17 protein-coding genes are annotated in these 19,033 nt (G+C 72.2%); 10 read left to right on the plus strand and 7 right to left on the minus strand.

Going from position 1 to position 19,033, the window contains the following annotated elements; all coding sequences use genetic code 11:
* The first annotated feature begins 209 nt into the window (after window positions 1-209).
* Window positions 210-3,023, plus strand: a complete 2,814-nt coding sequence (locus KOI35_RS31060; RefSeq protein ID WP_215792216.1) for a GH92 family glycosyl hydrolase — start codon at window positions 210-212, stop codon at window positions 3,021-3,023.
* A 6-nt stretch (window positions 3,024-3,029) separates the two neighbouring features.
* On the opposite strand, the gene KOI35_RS31065 is transcribed toward KOI35_RS31060, so the two are convergent.
* The 4 genes from KOI35_RS31065 to KOI35_RS31080 all read right to left on the minus strand — a co-directional run bounded on the left by KOI35_RS31065 (window position 3,030) and on the right by KOI35_RS31080 (window position 6,142).
* Complete coding sequence (locus KOI35_RS31065; protein ID WP_215792217.1) at window positions 3,030-3,479, minus strand: OsmC family protein; 450 nt, start codon at window positions 3,477-3,479, stop codon at window positions 3,030-3,032.
* A 114-nt stretch (window positions 3,480-3,593) separates the two neighbouring features.
* Window positions 3,594-4,247: a metal-dependent transcriptional regulator gene (locus tag KOI35_RS31070; protein WP_215792218.1), complete on the minus strand. Its 654-nt coding sequence runs from the start codon at window positions 4,245-4,247 to the stop codon at window positions 3,594-3,596.
* A complete protein-coding gene (locus KOI35_RS48530) occupies window positions 4,196-5,527 on the minus strand; it encodes a sensor histidine kinase (protein ID WP_215792219.1) in 1,332 nt (443 codons plus the stop codon). Before KOI35_RS48530 ends, KOI35_RS31070 begins: the two co-directional genes overlap by 52 nt.
* Window positions 5,528-5,530: 3 nt before the next feature.
* On the minus strand, window positions 5,531-6,142 hold the full coding sequence (locus KOI35_RS31080) for a response regulator transcription factor (RefSeq protein ID WP_215792220.1): 612 nt from the start codon (window positions 6,140-6,142) through the stop codon (window positions 5,531-5,533).
* A 57-nt stretch (window positions 6,143-6,199) separates the two neighbouring features.
* On the opposite strand from KOI35_RS31080, the gene KOI35_RS31085 reads away from it, so the two are divergent.
* From KOI35_RS31085 to KOI35_RS31095, 3 genes are read left to right on the plus strand one after another with little or no spacing between them, the layout of a single operon-like run.
* Window positions 6,200-7,237: an iron ABC transporter substrate-binding protein gene (locus tag KOI35_RS31085; RefSeq protein WP_215792221.1), complete on the plus strand. Its 1,038-nt coding sequence runs from the start codon at window positions 6,200-6,202 to the stop codon at window positions 7,235-7,237.
* Complete coding sequence (locus tag KOI35_RS31090; RefSeq protein ID WP_215792222.1) at window positions 7,234-8,730, plus strand: ABC transporter permease; 1,497 nt, start codon at window positions 7,234-7,236, stop codon at window positions 8,728-8,730. The genes KOI35_RS31085 and KOI35_RS31090 overlap by 4 nt, the downstream gene beginning before the upstream one ends.
* Entirely contained in the window at window positions 8,727-9,815 is a 1,089-nt protein-coding gene (locus tag KOI35_RS31095; RefSeq protein ID WP_215792223.1) for an ABC transporter ATP-binding protein, read from the plus strand. The genes KOI35_RS31090 and KOI35_RS31095 overlap by 4 nt, the downstream gene beginning before the upstream one ends.
* 404 nt (window positions 9,816-10,219) lie before the next feature.
* Here KOI35_RS31095 and KOI35_RS31100 read toward each other — a convergent pair whose 3' ends face one another.
* Window positions 10,220-11,035: a COG4705 family protein gene (locus KOI35_RS31100; RefSeq protein ID WP_308121227.1), complete on the minus strand. Its 816-nt coding sequence runs from the start codon at window positions 11,033-11,035 to the stop codon at window positions 10,220-10,222.
* A gap of 122 nt (window positions 11,036-11,157) precedes the next feature.
* Here KOI35_RS31100 and KOI35_RS31105 point away from each other — a divergent pair, with 122 nt between their 5' ends.
* Both KOI35_RS31105 and KOI35_RS31110 read left to right on the plus strand, forming a co-directional pair.
* On the plus strand, window positions 11,158-11,793 hold the full coding sequence (locus KOI35_RS31105; RefSeq protein WP_215792224.1) for a hypothetical protein: 636 nt from the start codon (window positions 11,158-11,160) through the stop codon (window positions 11,791-11,793).
* A gap of 41 nt (window positions 11,794-11,834) precedes the next feature.
* Complete coding sequence (locus KOI35_RS31110) at window positions 11,835-12,518, plus strand: response regulator transcription factor (RefSeq protein ID WP_215792225.1); 684 nt, start codon at window positions 11,835-11,837, stop codon at window positions 12,516-12,518.
* Here the strand turns inward: KOI35_RS31110 and KOI35_RS31115 are convergent.
* On the minus strand, window positions 12,497-13,777 hold the full coding sequence (locus KOI35_RS31115) for a sensor histidine kinase (protein WP_215792226.1): 1,281 nt from the start codon (window positions 13,775-13,777) through the stop codon (window positions 12,497-12,499). The two genes, KOI35_RS31110 and KOI35_RS31115, sit on opposite strands and share 22 nt — an antisense overlap.
* Before the next feature lie 86 nt (window positions 13,778-13,863).
* Here KOI35_RS31115 and KOI35_RS31120 point away from each other — a divergent pair, with 86 nt between their 5' ends.
* From KOI35_RS31120 to KOI35_RS31135, 4 genes are read left to right on the plus strand one after another with little or no spacing between them, the layout of a single operon-like run.
* Window positions 13,864-14,502 carry a hypothetical protein gene (locus KOI35_RS31120; protein WP_215792227.1) on the plus strand — a complete coding sequence of 213 codons (639 nt, stop codon included), beginning with the start codon at window positions 13,864-13,866 and terminating at the stop codon, window positions 14,500-14,502.
* A complete protein-coding gene (locus KOI35_RS31125) occupies window positions 14,499-15,155 on the plus strand; it encodes an ABC transporter ATP-binding protein (protein WP_215792228.1) in 657 nt (218 codons plus the stop codon). Before KOI35_RS31120 ends, KOI35_RS31125 begins: the two co-directional genes overlap by 4 nt.
* On the plus strand, window positions 15,152-15,763 hold the full coding sequence (locus KOI35_RS31130; protein ID WP_215792229.1) for an ABC transporter ATP-binding protein: 612 nt from the start codon (window positions 15,152-15,154) through the stop codon (window positions 15,761-15,763). The genes KOI35_RS31125 and KOI35_RS31130 overlap by 4 nt, the downstream gene beginning before the upstream one ends.
* Window positions 15,760-18,342, plus strand: a complete 2,583-nt coding sequence (locus KOI35_RS31135) for an FtsX-like permease family protein (RefSeq protein WP_215792230.1) — start codon at window positions 15,760-15,762, stop codon at window positions 18,340-18,342. Before KOI35_RS31130 ends, KOI35_RS31135 begins: the two co-directional genes overlap by 4 nt.
* Here KOI35_RS31135 and KOI35_RS31140 read toward each other — a convergent pair.
* Complete coding sequence (locus tag KOI35_RS31140) at window positions 18,292-19,032, minus strand: DedA family protein (protein ID WP_215792231.1); 741 nt, start codon at window positions 19,030-19,032, stop codon at window positions 18,292-18,294. The genes KOI35_RS31135 and KOI35_RS31140 overlap by 51 nt on opposite strands.
* Window position 19,033 lies beyond the last annotated feature (1 nt).

Genomic DNA, 19,033 nt, shown 5'->3' on the forward strand with positions numbered 1-19,033 from the left:
CTCAATCCATGCCCTCAGAATGACCGACCGGCTCGCACCGCGCCATCGCACAACTGACGGACAGCGTTCCGGCTAGAGGATCTCGGCTCGCGTGCTCGAAGGGGCAGACGCGACCGCAGGTATTGACAATCGTCTACGTCAAGAATCCACTGACAACGATGTCATCGGCCTTTCCCCGGGCCGACCCGCTCGCCGAGAGTGAGGGATCCATGTCCCGACCCCGCCACCCCCAGGCACCGAGCCGGCCTCGCCGCCGCGCGCTCGTGTCCGCCGCCGTTCTGGCCGCTACTGTCCTCGTGCCGGTAGCATCCGCCTCCCCCGCGCTCGCCGTGACCAATCCCGCCGACTCGGTCAACACGCTCGTCGGCACGCAGGGCGGTGAGACCTTTCCGGGCGCTGTCACCCCGTACGGGATGATGCAGTGGAGTCCCGAGAACACCGCCGGGAACCAGACCCGGACCGTGCGCCCCGGTGGCTACGGCTACAACACCACCAAGATCCGCGGGTTCAGCCTCACCCACATGTCGGGCACGGGCTGCGCGGGTGGATCGGGTGACATTCCCTTCTTCCCGTACGCGGGAACGGTGTCCTCCTCCCCCTCGGCCGACCGGACCGACGCCGTCTACGCCAGTACGTTCAGCCACGCCAACGAGACCGCGAAAGCCGGCTACTACCAGGTCAAGCTCGACTCGGGCGTGAACACCGAGCTCACCACGTCGACGCGTACGGGGGCCGGTCGTTTCACCTATCCGGCCGGGCAGACCGCCTCGATGCTGGTGCGCACGTCCAACTCGGAGGTCGGCAGCAGCGCCGCCCAGCTCAGCATCAACGCGGCCACCCGGACGATCAGCGGCTCGGTGACCAGCGGCAACTTCTGCGGCTACATCAACACCGTGGCCCGGCGCAGCTACTACACGCTCTACTTCACGGCCGTGTTCGACAAGCCGTTCGCCTCCACCGGCACCTGGCAGGACAGCACGGTCACGGCGGGCGGGACCAGCAGCAGCGGCGGCACGACCTACGGCACCGACGGCTGGCCGGTCGCGGGCAAGGGTTCCGGCGGCTACGTCACCTTCGACACGAGCGGCGGCGCCACCGTCAACGCGCGCGTCGGCATCTCGTACGTGAGCGCATCGAACGCCCAGGCCAACCTGACCGCCGAGAACCCGGCCGGGACCACGTTCGACACGATCCGCCAGCGGGCCACCGACGCGTGGAACACCGAGCTCGGCCGCATCGACGTGAACGGCGGCACGACCGCGCAGACGCAGACGTTCTACTCCGCGCTCTACCACTCACTGCTGCACCCGAACGTCTTCAACGACGTCAACGGCCAGTACATGGGCATGGACCAGCAGGTGCACACCCTGACGAGCGGGCAGAAGGCGCAGTACGCCAACTTCTCGGGCTGGGACGTCTATCGCGGACAGCTGCAACTGGTGACGCTGCTACGGCCCGACGTCGGCGCCGACATCGCGCAGTCGCTGCTCAACCAGGCCGACCAGAACAACGGCGTCTGGGACCGCTGGACCCACAACCAGGGCGGCACCCACGTGATGACCGGCGACCCGGCCCACGCCGCGCTGCCCAGCATCTACGCGTTCGGTGGCACCGGCTTCAACGCGTCGGCCGCCCTCACCTCGATGGTCCGCGCCGCCACCACCGTCACCGCGGCCGACCTGAGCCGCGACGGCTGGAACGTCATGGTGGTCGGCGAACGCCCGTCGCTCGACAAGTGGCTGTCGCTGCACTACATCCCGGCCGACGGCAACGCGTGGGGTGGCGCGGGCGAGACCCTCGAGGACTCGATCGCCGACTTCGGCCTGTCGCAGCTGGCCCAGCGCCTCGGCAACGCGAGCACGGCCCAGCAGTTCGGCGAGCGGGCGCAGTACTGGAAAAACGTGTTCAACGCCGGCTACATCCAGAACCGCAACGCCAACGGGACATGGCCGTCCTTCGATCCCGCCAGCAGCAGCGGGTTCGCCGAGGGCAGCGCCGCCCAATACACGTGGATGGTGCCGCACAACGTCCGCGGCCTGTTCGACCGCATGGGTGGCAACGCCACCGCGATCAGCCGGCTCGACTCGTTCTTCCACAACAGCGACGGCACCTGGGCGCTGCGCAACGCCGGCGGCACCAAGTCGGCCCTGGACAACGAGCCGTCGATCTGGACGCCGTGGTTCTACAACTACGCCGGGCGGGCCGACAAGACTCAGCAGACCGTCCGGCAGGTGCTGAACACGTTGTGGGCGCCCACCCCGACCGGCATTCCCGGGCAGGACGACCTGGGCGCCATGTCGGCCTGGTACGTCTGGTCGGCCATGGGCCTGCAACCGCTGACCCCCGGCCGGGCCGAGCTGCTGGTGTCGAGCCCGCTGTTCCCGTCGGTGACGATCAAGCGCGGCAACGGGCCCACACTCTCCCTTTCGGCTCCGGGCGCGACCAGTTCCCCGTACGTGCAAAGCCTGTCGGTCAACGGTGCGGCGACCAACCGGGCCTGGCTGCCGGAGTCCTTTGTCGCCGGCGGCGGTTCGCTGGCGTTCACGTTGAGCGGCACGGCCAACCCCTCGTGGGGAACGGACGCGCCGCCCTCGTTCGACACAGTTTCGTCCAATGTGGCGCTCGGCAAGCCGGCCACCGGGTCGACCGCGTGCAACGCGAACGAGACGCCGCCGCTCGCCGTCAACGGCAGCGTCGCCGACAAGTGGTGCTCGACCGCGGCCACGAAGTATCTGCAGGTCGACCTGGGCGCCACCACCGCGATCGGCTCGTTCACGGTGCGCCACGCGGCCGCCGGTGGCGAGACGGCCACGTGGAACACGCGCGACTTCGACATCCAGGTCTCGCCCGACGGCACGGCGTGGACCACGGTCGTGCAGGCGCGCGGCAACACCGCCAACGTGTCGACACACGCCGCTCCGGCCGGCACGAGCGGACGCTACCTGCGCCTCAACGTCCTCACCCCGCAACAGAACACGGGTGGGGCGGCGCGCATCTACGAGTTCGAGGCGTACGCCCGCTGACGGGCCTCACGCCGCCCGATCGCCGTCCTCCCTCACGCGGGAGACGGTGATCGGGCTGGCGTGCTCGACCGTGCGGGAGACAGTGCAGAGCCGCTCGTGCGACTGCTGCATGATGCGGGGCAGGGCCGCACGCGCCCGGTCGCCGTCGGGCCCGTCGGGAAAGGCGACGTCGAACTCGACCCGCAGATCGTCCATCCGGTTCTCGCCCGCATCGTCCTTGATCTTCTCGCCGCTGACCCGCACGACGAACCGCACCGGCTCGGCCCGCCGGCCGGTGACCAGATCGACGTCGATGCCGGTGCACCCACCGATGGCCGCGAGCAGCAACTCGACCGGCGTGAAGGCGTCGTCCTCGCCGGAGCCCAGCGGCATCTCCCCACCCCGGACGTTACGCACCACGAACCGCCCGCTGCCGGACCGCTCGAGCTCGACCGAACGATGTGTTTCCTTAGTCATGCCGACGACGCTATCCGCTCCACCTCACCGCGCCGGCGCGACTTTGCCGTCTCTCCGCCCGGCGCGTGCCGATCCAGCCCGACCCACCGCCACACCGCCGGGGTCGGCCGCCTTTCAGCGGCGGTCAGGGTCGGGGTCGGCCGTGACGATGATGCCGTGGGCCAGCGGCTCCGGGACACAGACGCCGCTGACGATGACGGCGTTCGGCTCGTGGGTGATGGTTACGACTCGGCCCGGAACTACACCGGCGGCGGTCAGCTCGGCCAGCAAGAGGGTCTGGACCCACTCGCCCAGGCGGTCGACGACGAAGGTGCCGCCCGGGGTGGCGGACGTCAGCGCGATCTCGCTCCGCGGCCGGCGCCGCGGGGCCGGAGGGCCGCCGATCGCCGTCAGGCCGGGGATCGGGTTGCCGTAGGGCGAGCGGATCGGATAGCCCAGCTTGCGGAAGATCACCTGCTCGACGTGGTCGCTGAGGGCGTGCTGCAGCCGGTCCGCTTCCGGGTGGGCCTGCTCGTAGGGGACGCCGAGGATGTCGACCAGCAGCAGCTCGGCCAGGCGGTGGCGGCGCATCACGGCGACCGCCTGCCGCCGGCCGGTGCGGGTCAGGAGCAGGTGGCGACGCTCGTCGATGGTGATCAGGCGGTGTTCCTGCATGCGGTAGATGGTCTTGTGGACCGTGGGTGCGCGGCGGCCCAGCCGTTCGACGATGCGGGCGCTCAGCGGCAGCAGGCCCTCTTCCTCGCACTCGAGGATGATCCGCAGGTACATGCCGACGAGCTGGCTCGGGTCGCCCGCATTTTCAGCCAAGAGTTCCTCCCGCAGAGCTGGAGTCGTCCCGGCAAAATACTACAACGTGTAGGTCTAGGCATGACCCAGGTCGCCGTCAATGTCGCGCCGGCGCCGGAAGAGGGGGCAACAGCCAGGACTCCGCCGTGCTCGCGGAGCAGGTCGCGCACCAGGCGCAGGCCGACGTGCCCGGCCGGCACGGGTGCGTGCGGGTCGAAGCCGATCCCGTCGTCGGCCACGGTCAGCCGGATGCGCCCGGCGGCGGCCGTGACGGCGATGTGGACCGCGGTTGCCGAGGCATGCCGGATCGCGTTGCGGAGCAGCTCGCCGGCCACGCTGAGCAGCACCGGGGCGACCGCGGCGGGCAGGCCGGGCAGCACCGGCACGGATGTCGTGATCACCAGGGCGGAGGCCGGCCGCAGGCGGTCGACCAGGCCGTCGACCGCCGAAGGCAGGTGGACGCCGACCGGCTCGGGCGGGACCAGCTCGGTCAGCAGCGTCCGTAACTGCCCGATCTCGCTGCTGAGCACGGTGTGCAGGCGGTCGGCCAGCTCACCGCGGGTCACGCCGGCCCGGGCGAGGTCGGCGTCGCCCGCGTCGCGCAGGTTGTCGACCAGCATGCGGGCGCCGGCCAGCTCGGGGATGACGCCGTCGTGCAGGTGCCGGGCCAGGTCGCGGCGGGCGAGCTCACCGGCCGGGAACGCGGGACGCCGGGACCGGGTGTGGATCAGTGGCACGATCAGCCCGGCCAGCAGCACGGCCAGCACGACGACGATCGTGGGGCGCGCGGTGTCGACCGGCACGTACAGCTCGAGCCGGCTCGCCTGGCCGTGCGCATCCCGGAACGGGAAGAACACCTCCTTGGCCGACCCCGCCAGCGACCGCTCGTAGCGATGACTCGCGTCGCGCGGCACCCCGGCCACCGACGGGCGGCCAAGGCCTTCCGCGAGACCTTCGGCGCGCGGTTCATCGGAGAAGACGACGGTCGCCCGGTCACCCCGTACGGCCAGGACCTTGACCCGTTCGACCACGCCACCGGCCAGGAACGGCTGCAGGCGATCCAGCAGAACCGCCCGGTCGAAGCCGCCGGGCTGCTGGAAGCTCTGCGCCGCCATCGGCACCAGCAGCGCGGTCGCCACCCGCCGGGCGAGCTGTTCGGCGAACCGGCCCGCGTCACGGTCGGCCAGCCGCCAGACGGTGACGCTCATCAGCAGAGCAAGCGCGACGGCGACACTCAGGCTGCGGACGAGGACGGCGCGCACCGGTCAGTACCGCGATCCCACGGTGATCAGCCCGAGCCGCTCGGCCGCCACCACGGCGTCGAGCTGGGTCTGCACACCCAGCTTGGCCAGCACCGATTTGATGTGCCCGCGGGCGGTGTTCAGCGAGATGCCGAGCGTCGAAGCGGTCCGGCTGGCGTCGCGGCCCTGACTGAGTTGCCGGAGCACGTCGAGCTCACGATGGGTGAGCGCGACCGGCGACGGGCGCAGTCCGGGCTGCACCTGCGGGCGGGCCGGGTCGGCCGACCGGATCGCGGCCAGGATGTCGGCCAGTCCCAGATCCTTGCCGAGGAACGCGGCCGCGCCCGCCGCCAGCGCGCGCTGGGCCAGGTCGGCCTTGGGGTGGGCGGTGAGCACGACGATCGGGGCGGCCGGGCGGGCCTCGTGCAGCCGGGCGACGACGTCGAGCCCGTCGGCGTCGGGCAGTTGCAGATCGACCACCGCCACCGCGTACGGGATAGCCGCCGCCATCGACAGGCCGTCGCGCGCGGTGTGGGCGACGGCGGCGCAGCACAGGTCCGGCTGCAGATCGAGGCTCAGCGCCAGCGAGTCGGCGAGAACCCGGTGGTCGTCGACCAGCAGCACCGGCCGGCGCATCGTCCACCCCCAAATTTGGGCACCTGATCGGAAGTAAGGCCAGCCTAACCTTCGCTCGTGAAACCGCAAAACGCCCGCATCTTCCTGACCGCCCTGGCCGCGACCACCCTTCTCGCCGCCTGTGGATCCGGTGACGAACCGGCCGGCACCACGGCATCGGCCGAAAAGGCGTCGCTGGTGCTCTACAACGCCCAGCACGAGGAGGTCGGCCAGGCCTGGGCCGACGCGTTCGCCGCCAAGACCGGCATCAAGGTCGAGGTCCGCAACGGCAGCGACTTCGAGCTGGCCAACCAGCTGGTGGCCGAGGGCGCCGCCTCCCCGGCCGACGTGTTCATCACCGAGAACTCGCCGGCCATGTCGCTGGTCTCCAGCAAGGACCTGTTCGCCCCGGTCGACGCGGCCACCAAGGACCAGGTGCCCGCCGAGTACTCGTCGAGCAAGGGCGACTGGGTCGGCGTCGCCGCCCGCTCGACCGTCTTCGTCTACAACACCACGCTCGTGCCCGAGGCCCAGCTGCCGAAGTCGATCCTCGACCTGGCCCAGCCGGCCTGGAAGGGCAAATTCGGTATCTCGCCGAGCGGGGCCGACTTCCAGGCCATCGTCAGCGCCGTCTACGCGCTCAAGGGCGACGCCGAGGGCGCCAAGTGGCTCGAGGGCGTCAAGGCCAACGCGAAGGTCTTCCGCGGCAACAGCACCATCATGAAGGCGGCCAACGCGGGCGAGGTGCCGGGCGGCGTCATCTACCACTACTACTGGTACGGCGATCAGGCCGACGGCGGCGCCAACAGCTCGAAGACCAAGCTCAAGTATTTCGGCAACCAGGATGCCGGCGCGTTCGTCAGCGTCTCCGGCGGCGGGGTGCTCAAATCGAGCAAGCACACGGCCGAGGCCCAGCAGTTCCTCGCCTACATGACCGGCGCCGAGGGCCAGAAGCTGCTCTCCGACAGCAAGGCACTGGAGTACTCGGTCGGCAAAGGCGTCGCCGCCAACAAGGCACTGACTCCCCTGGCCGAACTCAACGCCCCCAAGGTCGACAACAACGCCCTCAACGGGCCCAGGATCGTCACGGAGATGCAGCGGGTCGGCCTGCTGTGACCTGGTTCGCCGGAACCCAGCGGGCCGCCGCCGTCGCGGTCGGCCTGCTGGCCCTGCTCCCGCTCGCCTACGTCGCCACCGGCCTGATCGAGGCCGGTGGCGACACCGCGTCGCTGGTCCTCCGGCCGCGCGTCGGCGAACTCCTCACCAACACGGTGGTGCTGGTCGTGCTCGGCGTCGCCGCCTGCGTGCTGATCGGAACGGCGGCCGCCTGGTTGGTCGAGCGGACCGACCTGCCCGGCCGCCCGCTGTGGACCGCCCTGCTGATCGCGCCGCTGGCCGTGCCCGCCTTCGTCAACAGCTTCGGCTGGTTCTCGCTCCGACCGTCCTTCTCCGGCCTGGGCGCCGCGCTCACGGTCACCACGCTCTCCTACTACCCGCTGGTCTATCTGCCCGTGGCCGCAGTGCTGCGCGGCGGCGACCCGGCCCACGAGGAGATCGCAAGATCCTTGGGACACACCATTTCCCGTACGTTCGTCCGCGTCACCCTCCCCCAGCTCCGCCCCGCCGTGCTGGGCGGCGGCCTGCTGGTCGGGCTGCACCTGCTGGCCGAGTTCGGGGCCCTGCAGTCGCTGCGCTACGACACCTTCACCACGGCCATCTACGACCAGTACCAGTCCACCTTCGACGGTTCGGCCGCCACCGCCCTGGCCGCCGTCCTGGTGCTGCTCTGCCTGCTGCTGCTCGGCGGCGAGCTGGCTTTCAACCGGCAAACCCGCCTTTCCCGTACGGGCTCAGGCACCGCCCGTCCCCCACGACGGCACCCGCTGCCGGCCCGTCCGCTCTGGGTGGTCGCCCTGGCTCTGCTGCCGCTCGCGGCCCTCGGGGTCCCGATCGGCACCCTGGTGCACTGGCTGCTGACCAGCACGTCGGCCGCCTTCCCGGCCGGGCCGCTGCTGAGCGCAACCGGCACGACGCTGATGCTGGCGCTCGGCGGCGCGGCCGTGACCACGGCGCTGGCCCTGCCGGTGGCCTGGCTCGTGGTGCGGCGACGCGGGCGCCTGAGCACGGTGATCGAACGCAGCACGTACGTGGGAAACTCCCTGCCCGGCATCGTGGTGGCGCTGGCCCTGATCACGGCCGGGATCCGCTGGCTGCCCGCGCTGTATCAGAGCACCGCGATGCTGCTCACGGCGTACGGGCTGCTGTTCCTGCCCCGGGCCATGGTCAGCCTGCGGGCCGCCTTGCAGCAGGCGCCGCCGGAGCTGGACGACGTCGGGCGTTCGCTCGGGGTGCGGCCACACGCGGTGCTGCTGCGCGTCGGCCTGCCGCTGATCGCCAGGGGCCTCGGCGCCGGCTTCGTGCTGGTCTTCCTGGCCGTGGTGACCGAGCTGACCTCGACGCTGCTGCTGGCACCGATCGGCACGCGCACGCTGGCCACCCAGTTCTGGAACGCCACAAGCGAAATCAACTACGGCGCCGCCGCCCCGTACGCGCTGCTGATGATCCTGATCTCGGCCCCGGCCGCCTGGCTCCTGGTCCGCCGCGCATGAGCAGCGCGGACCCGCGGCCGGTGGCGCGAGCGAGCGGTGCGGCCGGCGATGGCGGCGGCGCGGCGCGAGCGAGCGGCGTAGAGGTGACCGGGCTCGGCAAGGCCCACGCGGGCGTTCGGGTGCTGGACGGACTCGATCTGAGCGTGCCGCACGGGGAGCTCACCGCGGTGATCGGCCGGTCCGGTGGGGGCAAGACCACGCTGCTGCGATTGATCGCGGGCTTCGACCGGCCGGACCGCGGGACGATCACCGTCGGCGGGCGACCGGCGCTGGCGCTGCCGCCGGAACGCCGCCGGGTCGGCTACGTGACCCAGGAGGGCAGCCTGTTCCCGCATCTGACGGTGACCGGGAACGTCGCTTTCGGTCTGCCGTGGAGGCGGCGGCGCGCGCGGGACGGCGTACGGGAAATGCTCGAGCTTGTCGGTTTGGACGTTGGGTTGGCGGACCGTTATCCGCATGAGTTGTCGGGTGGGGAACAGCAACGCGTCGCGCTGGCCCGGGCGCTGGCTCCGCGACCCGACGCTGTGTTGCTGGACGAGCCGTTCTCGGCGCTCGACCCGGCGATCCGGGTGAGCACCCGGCTGGCGGTGACCGCCGCTCTGGCCGCCACGTCGACGACGACGATCCTGGTCACGCACGACCTGCCGGAAGCGATGTCGCTGGCCACTCGGGTGGCGGTGCTGCGGGACGGCGCGATCGCCCAGGTGGGTGAACCGGCCGACCTCTATCTGCGGCCGGCCGACGCCGCGATCGCCGCCTTCACCGGGGAGGTCTGCGAAATTCCGGCCAAGCTGCTCGGGGATCATGCGTCGACCGCGCTGGGCCCGCTGCCCCTGCCGCAGACTGCCTTCGGTGCGGGTTTCGTGCTCGTCCGGCCCGAGCAGATCACTGTGGACGAGGCCGCGCCGGCGCGCGCCACCGTCACCGGCACCGACTTCCGGGGCCACGACGGCCTGATCCGCCTTCGGAACGGCGAGAATGAGGTCACCGCCCGATGCGCGGCCCACCTGGTTCCGGAGCTGGGGACGTCGGTCGGTCTGCGGCTGACCGGGATAGCGCTCGCCACCCGCATACCGCCGGACTGACCGGCACGGCCGAGCCGTGGTCACCACCCACGTCCCGGGCCAGGCTGATCGGCACGCCCGAACCCTGGTCACCACCCGACTTTTCCGCCGGGCTGACCGGGATCGCGCTCACAAGGCGGGCGGCCGAGCCGGCCGGCGCAGAGCGAGGCGACCGGCGCAGAGCAAGGCGACCCGCGCAGCGTGACGCAGAGCAAAGCAACCCACGCCGCGCGGCGCAGAGCAAAGCGACCCGCGCCGCGTGACGCAGAGTAAAGCGACCGCACCGCGTGGCGCAGAGCGGCGAGGCGGCCGCGCTGGTCGGCGCAGAGCGGGGCGGCCGGGCCGAGAGGTAGTTCGTTGCGGCCGCCCCGCCTGGCCGCCCGGTGCCGCCGCGGCAATAGCGGTACCGGGCGCAACCGGGGCAATCAGCGTCGCAACGCGTGCCTGAAGGAATGCTGAAGAGCATGCTGCCGCCGGGCCGTAACCGCCATGAAGGCCACCAGCACGACCAGCAGGACGACCGACGAGCCGAGCGTGCCCAGCGCCAGGCCGCCCTTGGCGATCGGCTTGGTCAGGAAGTCGCCCGCGGTGGCGCCAAGCGGCCGGGTGAGCACGAACGCCACCCAGAAGAGGAGGACGTTCGGCACCGACGGCACGTATTTCAGGGCCAGCAGCACGGCCAGCAGACCGGCGATCAGGGCCGCGCCGCCGGCGTAGCCGAGACCGGAGCTGTCCGACAGGAAGTCACCCATCGAGGTGCCCAGCGTGTTGGAGACCAGGATCGCCACCCAGAACAGCACCTCGCCCCGGAAGGTGTCGATGTCGTTCAGGGCGAACGGCAGCCCGCTGAGCTTCCACACCGCGAAGACGGCGAGCAGCAGCGAGACGAGGATCGTAGCGCCGGCCGGATAGCCGAGGCCCAGACCCTGCGGGCCCCAGCCGAGCGAGGTGGTGCCGGCCGGGAGGTATTCGCCGCTGGCGTCCCGGTTCATGAAGTCGGAGACGGTGGTGCCGGCCGTGCTGGTGGTCAGGATGACGGTCCAGTAGAAGAACGGGTTGTAGTGCCGTGACCGCAACTGGACGACGAGGGTGACGACGAAGATGGCCAGCAGCGCCACGGTGGTCAGGAAGTAGCCCAGCTTCAGCGTCTGGGCGAACAGGTCTCCGGCCGTCTCGCCCAGGGTGGTGGCGGCGATTTTCATGATCCAGAAGGCGACAGTGATTTCGGGCAACTTTTTCACAGTTACTCCTACAACATGTAGGTAATGGTCACCCGTGGTAACGGCGGAAACCTCAACCCGTCACGGGGACCGCCGATTCTGGCTCGCGACACTCCCGATGCCGACCACCGGAGCGAGTCGAAATGATCAGACGCCTCATCGTGCTGACGACGGCCGGTGCCGCCGCCCTGGCCGGCCTGGCCGGTTGTGCGGTGGCCACCACCAGCACCCCGGCGGCCCAGCCGGCGAAGGCCCACCCAGCCGCGTGGACCACGGCCGCGGCCACGCCGGCCAAGCCCAGCAGCGGCGCCCCGGCCCTGACCAACACCGGCACCGCCTGGCCCAAGGTGATCGGGTCGATGATCGCGTACGGGCAGTGGCTCGAGGCCAACCCGAACCCGGCCCTGGCCACGACCATCACCGAGCCCGGCTGCGCCAGCGCCAATGCCCTGATCGGCTCGCTGCAGTCGCTGGTCGACCAGGGTGCCTACATGAAGACGAGCGCCCCCGTGCTCTCCTCCGTCTCCGGCCCGGTCAGCTCCACCCCGGCCGTGGCCGGCTCGCAGGTCACCGTCGACATCCAGGCCTCGCGGCCGGCCGAGCAGGTGCTGGACCGCAAGACCGCGACCAAGACGGTCGTGCTGTCCGACCAGGCCCAGTTGCCGCCGACCGCGCTGAAGATCACCCTGATCCTGGGCACCGACAAGAAGTGGCGCTTCTGCGGCGTGGCCGACGTGCTCAACGACCCGGACGGCGAGGTCATCACCACGCTGCTGTGACGTTCAACGGTTTCTCAGGAGCCGCGACCTAGCCTGCGGCGATGAGCAGGACCAGGGTGCTGGTGGTGGAGGACGACGCGAGCGTCGGCGCGGGGCTGGTCGGCGTGCTGGCCGCGGACGGTCACGAGGTGCGCTGGGCCCGCACCGGAGCGCGGGCCCGGGCGGCGCTGGCCGAGGCCGTGCCGGATCTGATCCTGCTCGACCTCGGCCTGCCCGACGAGGACGGGCTGGCCCTGTGCGCCGCCGTCCGCGAGCGGGACGCCGACGTCGTGGTCGTGGTGGTGACCGCCCGCACCGACGAGGCCGACGCCGTACGGGCCCTCGACGGTGGCGGCGACGACTTCGTGACCAAACCGTTCCGGCCGGTCGAGCTGCTCGCCCGGGTGCGGGCCCACCTGCGCCGCCGCGCCGACTCGGGACCGCCCGAGCTGCGGGCCGGTCCGATCCGTCTGGACCAGCGCTCCCGCCGGGCCTGGGTGGGCGAGGCCGAGGTCGGTCTGCGGCCCAAGGAGCACGAACTGCTGGCCGTGCTGATGGCCTCGGCCGGTTCGGCGGTGCGGCGCGAGTTCCTGATGGAGCAGGTGTGGGACGAGTTCTGGTCGGGCTCGACCAAGACCCTCGACGTGCACGTGGCCAACCTGCGGCGCAAGCTGGCCGACGCCGGTGACCGGTGGGACCGGATCGCCACGCTGCGCGGTTTCGGCTACCGGTTCGAGCCGGACTGAGAGCCGGACTGAGAGCCGGGCTGAAGGCCGGAGTGAGGGCCGGACTGGGAGCCGGGCTGAGCGGCGGGTACCAGCAGCGCCACCCGCGGATAGGGCGCCCGCTGCCGGATCACGATCGAGCCGCCGGCCCGCTCCACGATACCCTCGGCCAGCCGCAGCCCGGTCCCGGGCGTGGCCGAGGCGGTGAAGCCGGCACCGCGGTCGGCCACTTCGATCAAAACCGTTTCCCCGTACGGCTCGACAGTCACCGTTACGGCCCCCGCCCCGTGCCGCACGGCGTTGTCCAGCAGCACGTCCAGGCTCTGCCGCAACGCGGGTTCGGCGATCGCGACGTCACCGGTGTCGTCCCGGCGCAGCTCGATCGGGCGCTGCGGGGTGGTCCAGCGCCGCACCGCCTCGGCCGCGATGTCACCCGGGTCGCACGAGCCCGCCGTCCGCGACCGCAACGACAGCAGGTCGGCGATCGTGGTCTCCAGGTCGCGGGCCCGGGCCAGCGCGGCCGGCACGTCCGGGGCCGGGCGGTCGAGGGCCAGCAGCACCCCGGACAGCGGCGTCCGCAACTGGTGCGAGGCGTGCCGCACGAAATCGCGCTCCTGTCGCAGCAGCAGGTCGACCTCGCGGGCGCTGTCGCGCAGCGCGTCCCCGGCCGCGTCGGCCTCGGCGATGCCCGAACGCGGCAGCTCGACGTCGTAGCGGTCGTCGCCCAGCCCGCGCGCGGCCACCGTGAGCCGCTCGAACGGTTCGGCGATGCGGCGGGCGGACCGCCGGGCCAGCAGGACGGCGATGCCCAGCACCAGCCCGGCCAGACCGGCCAGCAGGGCCCACATCCGATACGTCGCGGCGCGCAGCCGGGCCAGCGGGACCGCCGCGCGGACGCTGCCGGCGATGGTGGTGTCGGACAGCACCGGCACAACGACGCTCAGATCGCCGCCGTCGCGGCCGTCGTGCTCCCGGCCGTCGGTCACCCGGGCGGCCAGCGCCGACTGGTCGGGACCGGCGCCGGCGACCAGGCCGCCCCGGGCGTCGTAGACCGCGATCCGGATGCCGCGGCTGCCGGCCGGAACGCGTACGCGGGAACCGGCCTCGAGCACGTTGTCGGGCACCGCGGCCACCCCGCGGGTCGCGTCGCGCTGCAACGTGGTCAGCGCCTGACTGGTCGCCAGCCGATCGAGCACGACGGCCAGCGGAACTCCGAACAACATCAGGGCCAGCACCGCGACCAGCACGATCGCGTTGCGCACCCGACGGCGCATACTCATGCTCGAACGGTAGGCCGGGCAAGGCAAACGCCCGCTTAACCCGGCGTTGGCGGGCTGCTGGCCGGTCCCTCTCTAGCGTCCGGCCCATGAGACGACGCATGATCCTGCCGGCGGCGGTCCTGCTGCTCGCCGGATGCGGTTCGACCGGCGTCACGCCGAGCCCGCCGCCCGCAACCACGACAACAAGTGCAACGGCGTCCGCGTCCGCCGGGGAGTCGGCGGCGCCGGCTCAGCAGAAGGCGGTCCCGGCCGAGTCGAATCCGCCGGGCGACATCCCCGACAACGTCGCCTTCGTGGCCTACACCAACACGACCGGGCGCTACCGGTTCACCCACCCCGAGGGCTGGGCCGAGCGGACCCAGTCGGGCACGGTCACGTTCACCGACAAGCTCAACGGCGTCCAGGCGATGACCGGCCCGGCCACCACGGCGCCGACGGTCAGCGACACCGAGAAGACCGCCGTGCCCGCCCTGCAACGCACCCAGGCCGCGTTCGAGCTGCGCAGCGTCAAGCCCGCGACGGTGCCCGGCGGTTCGGGCGTGAAGATCGTCTACCGCCGCAATTCCGCCCCCGACCAGGTGACCGGCCGCCAGTACCGCGACGAGGTCGAGCGCTACGAGCTCGTCTCGGGCGGTCGCGAGGTGATCGTCGAGCTCTACGGCCCGGTCGGCGCGGACAACGTCGACGCGTACCGCACGATGATCACCAGTCTGAGGCTGCTGTGACGCCGCCGCTGGACGCGCACGGGCTGCACCGCTTCTTCCGCCGCGGCGACACCGAGGTGCCGGCCCTGCTCGACGTCACGCTGACCTGCCACCCGGGCGAGATGGTGGCGGTGACCGGACCCTCCGGATCCGGCAAGTCCACGCTGCTCAATCTGCTGGCCGGCCTGGACGACCCGGACGGCGGCGTGGTGCGGGTGGCCGGTGAACGGCTGAGCCACCGTACGCCCGCGGCCGCCGCCCGCCTCCGGGCCCGGCACATCGGCGTGCTGACCCAGGGCAGCGCGCTCTTCGCCCACCTGACCGTGCGGGAGAACGTCCGGTTCGCCGAGTCACTGAGCCGGGCGAGCGGCGTCCGCGGCGACGAGCTGATCGAGGCATTGGGCCTGAGCGCCGTGCGCGGGTCGGCGCCGCGCACCCTCTCCGGTGGGGAGACCGCGCGGGCCGGGCTGGCCGTGGCGCTCGCCGGGTCGCCGAGCGTGCTGCTCGCCGACGAACCGACGGCCGAGGTCAGCACGGACGAGGAACACACCGTGCTCGACCTGCTCGACCGCTGGCGCCCACCGGCCGGCGCGACCGTGATCGTCACCCATTCGGCCGTGGTAGCCGACCGTGCCGATCGCGTCGTGCACCTCGTCGACGGGCGCATCGCATGAGTCCAGGAGCTCTTCTTGCGGCTGCGGACCTCAAGCTCGCGTACGGGAAAAGGCTTGTGCTCGAAGGTTTCTCGATCGAGCTGGCCGAGGGTGACCGGTTCGCGCTCACCGGCCGGTCGGGATCGGGGAAGACCAGCCTGCTGCTGATGCTGGCCGGGCTGATCGCGCCCACCGGCGGCTCGATCGAACGGAAGGTGCCCGCGGTCTACGTGCCGCAGGCGCCGTCCCTCGTCCCGGAACTGTCGGCCCGGCAGAACGCCGCGCTCGGCCTGCGGATCCGTGGCGTGGCCCCGGATGCGGCCGACGAACGGGCCCGCGAGGAACTGCGCGCGCTCGGTCTCGACGGTGTCGAGGACGCCCTGCCCGCCGAACTGTCCGGCGGCATGCAGCAGCGGGTCGCCCTGGCCCGCGCGCTCGCCGTCGACCCGCCCCTGCTGCTGGCCGACGAACCCACCGGCGCGCTCGACCGGGCCACCGGCGCCCGTGTCGTCGACCTTCTGCTGAGCCGCGACGCCACCGTCGTCGTGGCCACCCACGATCCCGAGGTCGCCGCGCGGTTCCCCCGGCGGCTGACGGTCGCCCTCGACGACAAGGAACTCGTGGAATGACACTGCGGTATGTGCTGGAAGCGGTGCGGCGACGTCCCGCCGAGACGGTCACCGCGGCGCTGGCCGTCGCCCTGTCCGTGGCCTTCCTGATCTCGCTGGGCTCGTTCACCGCCCGCACCGGCGCCCGGCTCACCGAGCGGGCCGCCGCCCGGGTCCCGGTCGACTGGCAGGTCCAGGTCACCCCGGGCAGCGATCCCACCATTTCCCGTACGGCGCTGGCCTCCGTCCCCGGTGTCCAGGGTTTCCGGGAAGTCGATTACGCCAAGGTCCCCGGCCTGACCGCGGTGTCGCCGGACGGCCAGACCCGCACCACCGGGGCGGCCTACGTGGTCGCGCTGCCCGCGGACTACGCGACGTTCGCCCGCGGCGAGCTCCGGACGCTGGTCGGCTCCCCCACCGGCGCCATGGTGCAGCAGCAGACGGCGGCCAACCTGGCCGCGGCCCCCGGTTCCACCGTCACCGTGGTCGGCACCGGCCGGCACGTCACCCTGACCGGCGTGGTCGAGATGTCCGCCGCCGACTCCTTCTTCCAGGTCGTCGGCGCGCCCGCCGGATCCGGTGCGAGCGCGCCCCCGGACAACGTCCTGCTGGTCGCCCCGCAGCAGTTCCGCGCGCTGGCCGGCACGGCCACGATCGTCCGGCAGTTCCACGTCCGGCTCGATCACCGGGCCCTGCCGAGCGAACCCGCGAAGGCCGCCGACCTGGTCACCCGCCAGGCCAACCACCTGGTGGCCCAGGTCGCCGGGGGCGCGCTGATCGGCGACAACCTCGAGGTGGCCCTGTCCGCGGCCCGCGAGGACGCCATCTACGCACGGCTGCTGGTCCTGCTGCTCGGCGTGCCCGGGCTGGTGCTGGCCGCGGCCATCGCCCTGCTGCTCATCTCGCTGCGCAACGACCGGCAGCGCCGCGACCTGGCGTTGCTGCGGCTGCGCGGGGTGACGCCCCGGCGCGCGGCCGTGCTGCTGGGCGCGGTGGCCCTGATCGACGGGCTGCTCGGCACGATCGTCGGTGCCGTCCTGGCCCGCGCGGCCGGGACCGTCTCGTTGCCCTGGCTCGCCGGTGGCGTCGCGGCCGGAATGCTGCTGGCGTTGCTGACCGAACTGGCCCCGGTGGCCCGCCTGTTGCGTGGCGGCTCGCCCACGGTCCAGGATGCGGCGACCGCGCTGCCGCCGGTCCGCTCCCCGCTCCCGCTGCGGCTCGGCCTCGACGTGATCCTGCTGTGCGGTTCGGCCGTCGTGTTCTGGCTGACCGCGCGCGGCGGTTACCAGGTCGTGGTGGTGCCCGAGGGCATCCCGGTGGCGTCGGTCAACTACGCCGCCCTGCTGGCCCCGGCCCTGCTGTGGCCCGGCCTGGCCCTGCTCATCTGGCGGATCTCGGCGCTGGTGCTGAACCGTCGCGGACGCCGCCCCACCGCCGATCCGGCCGGTCGGATGGCCGACCTGCGGCACGACGTCGTACGGCGTCGTCGTCGCGTCATCGCCCGCGGTGCCACCGGTCTCGCCGTCGCCGTCGCGGTCACCGTGTCGGCCGCCGTCTTCACCACCACGTACGACCGGCAGGCCCGCGTCGACACCGCGCTGACCGTCGGCTCCGACGTCGCGATGACCCTGCCGGCCGACAGCGGCGACACGCTCGACCCCGGACTGGCCGCGGTGCCCGGGGTGACCGCGGTGGAGCAGGTGAGCCACCGCCTGGTGTACGTCGGACCCGACCTCCAGGACCTGTACGGCGTCGACGCGGCCACGATCGGCCGGGCCGCCCCGCTCGAGGACGCCTTCACGCCGGGCAGCTCGATCGACGCGGTGATGCGGAAACTGGCCACCACCCGCGACGGTGTGCTGCTGTCGCAGGAGACGCTGCACGACTATCAGCTGCATCCTGGGGACAAAGTCCAATTGCGACTCCGTACGGCGAAAGGCTCCTACGCCGCCGTCGCGTTCCACGTCGTCGGCGTCATCACGGAGTTCGCCACCGCACCCCGCGACAGCTTCGTGGTGGCCAACCGGTCGTACCTGGCCGAGACCACCGGCCGCCCGTCGGTCGAGACGCTGCTGGTCCGCACGGACGATCCGCGCCGGGTCGCGGCCGCCCTCCACCCGCCGACCGGCGCCCAGGTCAACGACATCACCGCGCCGCGGGTGGCCGTGACGTCGGCGTCCGGGCTGGCCGCGGGCAGCCTGTCGGGCCTGGCCCGGTTGAGCCTGACGTTCGGGCTGCTGCTGGCCGGGGCGGGCGCGGGCCTGGTGCTCGTGGTCGGCGCGACCCAGCGCCGGCGGGCGACCACCGCCCTCGCCGTGCTCGGCGCCACCGCGCGGCAACGGGCCGGTTTCCTCTGGACCGAGGCGCGGTGGCTGATCACCCTGGGCGTCGCCGGCGGGCTGGTGACCGGCGGGCTCGTGGCGTGGCAGCTGATCAAGGTGCTCAACGGCATCTTCGACCCGGCGCCGCAGCATCCGATCGTGCCGTGGACGGTCGTCGGGCTGACCGTCGCCGCCGTGATCGGCACAGCCGTCGTCACCGCGGCCGCGTCAGCCCGCTGGACCGGCCGGGTCGACGCTTCCCGGCTGCGCGACCTCTGAGGTCTCCGCGGGCCAGCGCGGGACGACGATCGGGGCCGCGCCGGCCGCCAGTACGGCGGTCAGCGCGGCCGCGGCGAGCACCGGACGGACGTACGGGGAAAGCCTCTTCCGATATTTGACGGCCAGCAGGATGAGCACGGCGGCGACCACGACGTAGGTGACGTTGCCGAGCAGCGCCGAGACGTGTGGCCAGGAGGCGCCGGCGAAGTAGCCGGCGAGCACCACCGCGACCGACCACAGGATCCCGCCGGTCGCGTTGAAGAGCAGGAATTTCCGGTACGGCATCCGCGTCATCCCGGCCAGCGCCGGCGTCAGCGCCCGGGCCAGCCCGACCCAGCGGCCGAGGAACACCGACCAGCCACCGTGCCGGCGGGTGAACGCCTCGGCGGCCGCCCAGCGCTTGGCACCGACGAACCGGCCGGCCCGGCTCGACATGATCGCCGGACCGCCGTGCCGGCCGATCTCGTACCCGACCGAGTCACCGGCGACCGCGGCCAGCACGGCCAGGACCAGCAGGACCGGCAGGCTGATGTGCCCGGTCGCGGCCAGCACGCCGCCGACGATCAGCGCGGTCTCGCCGGGCAGGACGAGCCCGACGAACGCGGCCGCCTCCCCGAAGGCCAGCAGACCGATCAGCAGATAGGTCAGCCAGGGCGGAACCGCGGCGATGAGGTCGATCAGATGTGTCACG

This window comes from Paractinoplanes bogorensis, assembly GCF_018829635.1.
GTDB lineage: Bacteria > Actinomycetota > Actinomycetes > Mycobacteriales > Micromonosporaceae > Actinoplanes > Actinoplanes bogorensis.